Annotated in this window: 6 protein-coding genes; 5 read left to right on the top strand and 1 reads right to left on the bottom strand. The window is 66.9% G+C overall.

The features are described 5' to 3' along the window. Positions 1-138 precede the first annotated feature (138 nt). The 5 genes from AC1DHD_RS13365 to ccsB are packed head-to-tail and all read left to right on the top strand — an operon-like array spanning position 139 to position 5115. Positions 139-804, top strand: a complete 666-nt coding sequence (locus AC1DHD_RS13365) for a histidine phosphatase family protein (protein ID WP_476880180.1) — start codon at positions 139-141, stop codon at positions 802-804. Positions 805-806: 2 nt separating this feature from the next. After that, complete coding sequence (locus tag AC1DHD_RS13360; protein ID WP_476880179.1) at positions 807-1418, top strand: TlpA family protein disulfide reductase; 612 nt, start codon at positions 807-809, stop codon at positions 1416-1418. 15 nt (positions 1419-1433) lie between these two features. After that, complete coding sequence (locus AC1DHD_RS13355; protein WP_476880178.1) at positions 1434-2189, top strand: cytochrome c biogenesis CcdA family protein; 756 nt, start codon at positions 1434-1436, stop codon at positions 2187-2189. Beyond that, positions 2189-3997 (top strand): cytochrome c biogenesis protein ResB, encoded by a 1809-nt coding sequence (resB, locus tag AC1DHD_RS13350; RefSeq protein WP_476880177.1) that lies wholly within the window; start codon positions 2189-2191, stop codon positions 3995-3997. The genes AC1DHD_RS13355 and resB overlap by 1 nt, the downstream gene beginning before the upstream one ends. Beyond that, positions 3997-5115, top strand: coding sequence for a c-type cytochrome biogenesis protein CcsB (gene ccsB / locus AC1DHD_RS13345; protein WP_476880176.1), 1119 nt, complete (start codon positions 3997-3999; stop codon positions 5113-5115). Before resB ends, ccsB begins: the two co-directional genes overlap by 1 nt. A 176-nt stretch (positions 5116-5291) precedes the next feature. Here the strand turns inward: ccsB and AC1DHD_RS13340 are convergent. Then, positions 5292-6003 (bottom strand): hypothetical protein (locus tag AC1DHD_RS13340; RefSeq protein ID WP_476880175.1); only part of this gene is annotated, 712 nt, incomplete at its 5' end.

Raw genomic sequence — 6003 nt, 5'->3', positions numbered from 1 at the left:
CAACTAACTGCTTCACCCAGTATAAACATGCATTTGCATCTTTTATTCCTCTTCCGGGGAACATTTCGAAAAAACTTTCAGTTCTACTTCTCGTAGAAGATTTCGTCATTGCCCCTGCCCTTTGAGAAACTGGTACACATGCCCCAAGCCACTGTTCATTTGCTCCGCCACGGCGAGGTCCACAACCCCGACGGCGTCCTGTACGGCAGGCTGCCGGAGTTCCACCTCTCCGAGCTGGGCCGGGAGATGGCCCGGACGCTCGCCGAGCACTTCAGCGAACAGGCCGCGCAGGGCGCCAAAATCGTGCATCTGGTCGCGTCTCCGCTGACCCGCGCCCAGGAAACGGCCCAGCCGATCTCGCAGGCGCTTGGCCTCGACATCGTCACTGAAGAGCGGATCATCGAGGCAGAAAACTACTTCCAGGGCCTCCAGGTCTCCAAGGGCGAGATCCTCAAGCCCAAGCACTGGCCGATGCTGCGCAACCCGCTCCGGCCCTCCTGGGGCGAGCCCTACAAGGAGCAGGCCGCCCGGGTGGCTGCCGCGGTGCAGGACGCGCGCCTTCGGGCCATTGAAGTGGGCGGCGACGGCGCCGAGGCCATCCTGGTGAGCCACCAGCTGCCCATCTGGGCCACCCGCCTCAGCGCCGAGGGCAAACCGCTGTGGCACGATCCGCGGAAACGCGAATGCACCCTGACCTCGGTCACGTCCCTGGTGTTCGACGACGCCGGTGAGATCCTGCGCGTCGACTACAGCGAACCTGCTGCCGCCCTGCTGCCCGGTGCCTCCAGCACCCCGGGGGCATAAGCATGGTGGCTAACGATGCCCGCTTGTCCCGCCGGAACGTCCTCACCGCGGGCGGTGCCGCCCTCGCCGTCGTGTTGGGCCTCTCCGGCTGCGCCCAGGAGGATGACCTGGCCAAGCAGGCCATAGCCGGCGACAACAAAAACTATGTGGCCGGCGACGGCTCCGTGACCGAATTCGCCGCCGCCGAACGCAAACGCCCGGTGGACATCAAGGGGACACTGTTCGACGGCACCGAGGTCTCGGCGTCGGCGTTCCAGGGCAAGGTCACGGTGCTGAACTTCTGGTTCGCAGCCTGCGCGCCGTGCCGGGTGGAGGCACCCTCGCTGGAGGCCCTGCACCAGGAGTTCAAGAGCCAGGGCGTGCAGTTCTTCGGGGTCAACCTGCGCGATGAGAAGCCGACGGCGGAAGCCTTCGACAAGACCTTCAACCTGAGCTACCCGAGTTTCAACGACAAGGACGGCGCCGTGCTGCTGTCCGTGTCCGGGCTCGTTCCGCCGGGTGCCGTTCCCACCACGCTGGTCCTGGACAAAAAGGGCCGCGTCGCCTCCCGGGTGCTCGGCGAAATCGAAAAGGGCACCCTGAAGTCCCTCATCGCCGCCGCCGTGGCCGAGTAGCCGGGCATCAACGCCATGAACAGCCCCTTCGCCGAAGCCATCCTGAGCGGTTCGCTTCTGCTCGCCATCCCGGTGGCGCTGCTGGCCGGTTTTGTCTCCTTCCTTTCGCCCTGCGTGCTGCCCCTGGTCCCCGGCTACCTTGGCTACGTAACGGGGCTGACCGGCGTCGACCTGCAGAAGCAGCGTCGGGGCCGGATGCTGGCCGGCATCGGACTCTTCGTCCTCGGCTTCTCGGTGATCTTCGTCCTCCTCGGCGGGGCCTTCGGCCAGCTGGGCACACTGATCACCGGCTCGCAGAACGCCTGGGTGACGCAGGTGCTGGGGCTCGTGGTGATCGTGATGGGCGTGGTGTTCCTGGGCGGCTTCTCCTGGCTGCAGCGCGACGCCAAGATCCACGCGAAGCCGCCCGCCGGTCTCTGGGGCGCGCCGCTCCTGGGCATCACCTTCGGCCTGGGCTGGGCCCCCTGCATCGGACCGACGTATTCGGCCGTCCAGCTGCTGAGCCTCTCCGGCGGGTCCTCCGCTGCCAAGGGCGCACTCCTGGCCTTCGTCTATAGCCTCGGGCTGGGCATCCCGTTCCTGCTGATCGCCCTGGCCGTCCGCCGCGGCATCGGTGTGCTGTCCTTCTTCCGGAAGCACCGGCTCGCCATCCAGCGCAGCGGCGGCRGCATCCTGATTGTGCTGGGCCTGCTGATGGCCAGCGGAGTGTGGGGCGCCTGGGTGTCCGGGCTGCAGTACTGGTTCCAAACCGATGTGACATTGCCGATCTGATGAGCGAGCGAGTGAACGTAGAGAATAAAACCCCGTCCCCCGGCACGCCCGGAACCGGTTCCAGCACCGTGGCGGAGGCCAAGTCGGACGCCGTGCTGCCCACGCTCGGGCCGCTGGGCATGCTCCGCTGGGCGTGGACGCAGCTGACCAGCATGCGCACCGCCCTGTTCCTCCTGCTCCTGCTCGCCGTCGCGGCCGTGCCCGGTTCACTGTTCCCGCAGCGTCCCGCTAACCCCGCCATCGTGACGCAGTACATCAAGGACCACCCGGATTACGGCAAGCTCCTCGATTCGCTGCAGCTCTACGACGTCTATTCGTCGGCATGGTTCTCCGCCATCTACATCCTGCTGTTCATCTCCTTGATCGGTTGCGTGGTGCCCCGCGCGATCGTGCACTACAAGGCCATGCGCTCCCAGCCGCCGCGCACCCCGGCCCGGCTGTCCCGGCTGCCCGAATACGGAACCCTGGTGGTCCCCGCGGGTGCCGGGATCCCGGCGTCGGCCGCTATTGACGACGCCGCTGCCCTGCTGAAGAAGCGCGGCTACCGGGTGGAGGTCCGGGACCGCGACGGCGCCCGGCCCTCCCTGGGCGCGGAACGCGGCTTCCTCAAGGAAGTGGGCAACCTTGTCTTCCACACGGCCCTGATCGGGGTCCTGGTCTCCGTCGCCGCCGGCGGCCTGTTCGGGTACAGCGGCCAGCGGATCCTGGTCGAGGGCGACACGTTCGTGAACACCCTGGTGGGCTACGACCAGTTCACCCCGGGCACCAACTTCCAGAGCAGCCAGCTGGAGCCGTACTCCATCCAGCTGGACAAGTTCCACATCACGTTCGACCGGGAATCGAAGGGCAAGTTCGGCCAGCCCATCGACTTCAAGGCTGATGTCACCACCAAGGAAAACCCCGGGGCGCCTGCCAAAAAAGAGGTGCTGAAGGTCAACGATCCCCTCAGCCTCGGCGGCACCAGCATCTACCTGACCGGCAACGGCTACGCCCCCGTGGTCACCGTGCGGGACGGCAAGGGCAACATCGCCATGCAGGGCCCGGTGGTGGCCAAGCTGCAGGGCGAGAACTACTACTCCTCGGTGGTCATCAAGGTCCCGGACGCGAAACCGGAACAGCTGGCGTTCGCCGGCTTCTTCCTGCCCACCGCGTTCATCACCAAGGACGGGGTGTCCTTCAGCGGCGACCCCGAACTCTTCAACCCGCAGCTGACCCTCAACTCCTACTACGGCGACCTCGGCCTGGACAGCGGGTCCCCGCAGAACGTCTTCGAGCTCGACGTGAAGAAGCTGACGCCGCTGAACGCCCGAAACCTGCCCACGAAGGGCATTGTGCTGACCCCGGGCACCACCCACACGCTGCCCAACGGCAAGGGCACCATCAGTTTCGACGGCGTCAAGCGCTACGTCGGCGTGGACATCCACCACAACCCGGGCCAGGTGTACGCGCTCATCTTCGCGCTGCTCGCCGTCGCTGGCCTGGTCACCTCGCTGTACGTCAACCGCCGCCGCGTCTGGGTCCGCACCGGAACCCATGAGGACGGCCGGACCATGGTGGAATACGGGCTCCTGGCCCGCGGCGAGGACCACCGCCTGGCGGGCGAGGCCGCCGCCATCCGTGCACTGCTCTCCGCAGCATGGCCGGTGGACGAACCCGCCGCCGATTCCCAGCCTGCTCCCAGCGCGACAGCGGATAATGACCGGGCGGATGCAGGCGCCCAATCCGGCGTACAGACCGCCCCGGAACAACCCGCAACAGACTCCACCCAGTCCACAGCAGGCTCTCCCGAGTCAAAGAAGGATCAGTAATGTTCCCCATTAACGAAACCATGGGCCAGTACAGCGAGCTCTTTATGCTGCTCGCCGCAGGCACCTACACCGTGGCCTTCATCGCCTTCGCGTGGGACCTGGCCAAGAGCAGCAAGACGCTGCGCGCCGTGGACCTCAAGGCCGCGGAGCTCTCCGGCGCCGAGGCCGCCCGCGTCCCGGTGGGCGCAGGCGTTTCTGCCGGTGCCGGCGCAGGCGTCGGCGGTTCCTCCGCGGGTGTGGACCGGGCCGATTCCGACGTCAGCGGCCCGATCGGGCGCGCCGAGCGTCCGACGTCGTCCGTCTCCGGTGGCCAGGGGGCGGGCCTGACCGCCGACGGCGGCATGCGCTACGGCGGTGAACGCCGGGCTCCGGCGCGTGTCGCCGTCGCCCTCGCCGTGCTGGGTGCCGCCATCCACGCTGCCGGCGTCATCACCCGTGCCCTTGGCGCGGGCCGGGTGCCGTGGGGCAACATGTACGAGTTCCTGACCACAGGCGCCTTCGTCGCTGTGGCCGTCTTCCTGCTGGTGCTGATCCGCCGCGACCTGCGGTTCCTCGGCACCTTCGTGATCGGGCTGGCCATCATCATGCTGGTCGCCGCGTCCGTCGCGTTCTGGACCCCCGTGGGGCACCTCGTGCCGGCGCTCCAGAGCTACTGGCTGATCATCCACGTCTCCATCGCCGTGCTTTCCTCTGCGCTCTTCACGCTGACGTTCGCCATGTCGGCGCTGCAGCTGGTCCAGTCACACCGGCAGAAGACCATTGCGGCCGGCGGGGCTGACAAGCTGGGCTTCATGCGCCTGGTCCCGAACGCGCTGAGCCTGGAGAACCTGTCCTACCGGATCAACGCGATCGCCTTCGTCGGCTGGACCTTCACGCTGATGTTCGGCGCCATCTGGGCCGAGAAGGCCTGGGGCCGGTTCTGGGGCTGGGACACCAAGGAAGTGTGGACGTTCGTGATCTGGGTGGTCTACGCCGGCTACCTGCACGCACGTGCCACCCGCGGCTGGACCGGRACCCGCGCGGCSTGGCTCTCGATCGTSGGCTACCTSTGCGTGGTCTTCAACTTCACCATCGTGAACCAGTTCTTCAACGGCCTGCACTCCTACTCGGGGCTGTAGGTTTCTGGGGGCGCGCCGGCCTAGTTGGTTCCGCCCGCGCGACGACGCTCGACGGTCCGCCACGCGCTACGCTCGACGATTCGCCACAAATGGCCGCTAAACCCCTCGGTTTAGCGGCCATTTGTGTCAGATGGACGACGTTGGCCCTCTAGACGGCGCAGGCCAACCCCTGTGGGTCAGCGCCGGGTGCTGTTGGTCTTGGGGGTCCAGCCGCGTTCGGCCAGCGCCGCCCGCACCCTGGTGACCGCCGTCGGCTCCATGCCGGGCGCGAACGGGGTCAGATCCCACTGCGTCAACACAACCACCCGCCACCCGGCGTCCCGCGCGTTTTCATCCCGAAAGATGTCGCTTCGCCGTTGGGTTGGATTGGCGTGGTGTCCGCCGTCGTACTGGATCGCGATCTTTTCCCGCTCATAAGACAGATCAGGATCCTGGATCCAGCCGCCGGTTGCGTCGAACATTGGAACGTTAATGGCCGGCTCGGGGAGGCCGTGGCGGGTCAGGAGCAGCCGGAGTTCCGTCTCTTTGGGCGAGTCCGTGCCGGCGCGAACCAGCGCCCGCGCCCGCATTGCGGGTCGGTAGCCCGGCATGCCGGCTCGACGCGCGAGGTAGGCGTCAAGCTCAGCCACGGTGGTGAAGGGATTCCGTCGACGCAGCAGATAGTCGCCTGCCATGACAAGTTCGTCCAGGCTCAGTGTGCCGGCGAGGTCGAACCACGTGCGCAGCGGGGAGGTGCACTGGACTCTGATCCCGGCCACGATGTCGTCCGCTTCAAGGACGCCTTGATGACCCTCCACATCCTTGCGGCGCACGGCACGCTCGCCCCGCTGGCTTGTCAGGTGAACGACTGCTGGATTGGCCAGCGATGTCGGCAGCGGAAAGCCCCAC

Source organism: Arthrobacter sp. 05L45_2 (assembly GCF_056397525.1).
This window is presented reverse-complemented; position numbering and strand designations above follow the sequence as displayed.

Bases quoted from the DNA above. Each gene is read 5' to 3' on its own strand.
- AC1DHD_RS13365 (WP_476880180.1), top strand. From the start codon at position 139: ATGCCCCAAGCCACTGTTCATTTGCTCCGCCACGGCGAGGTCCACAAC.
- AC1DHD_RS13360 (WP_476880179.1), top strand. From the start codon at position 807: ATGGTGGCTAACGATGCCCGCTTGTCCCGCCGGAACGTCCTCACCGCG.
- resB (WP_476880177.1), top strand. From the start codon at position 2,189: ATGAGCGAGCGAGTGAACGTAGAGAATAAAACCCCGTCCCCCGGCACG.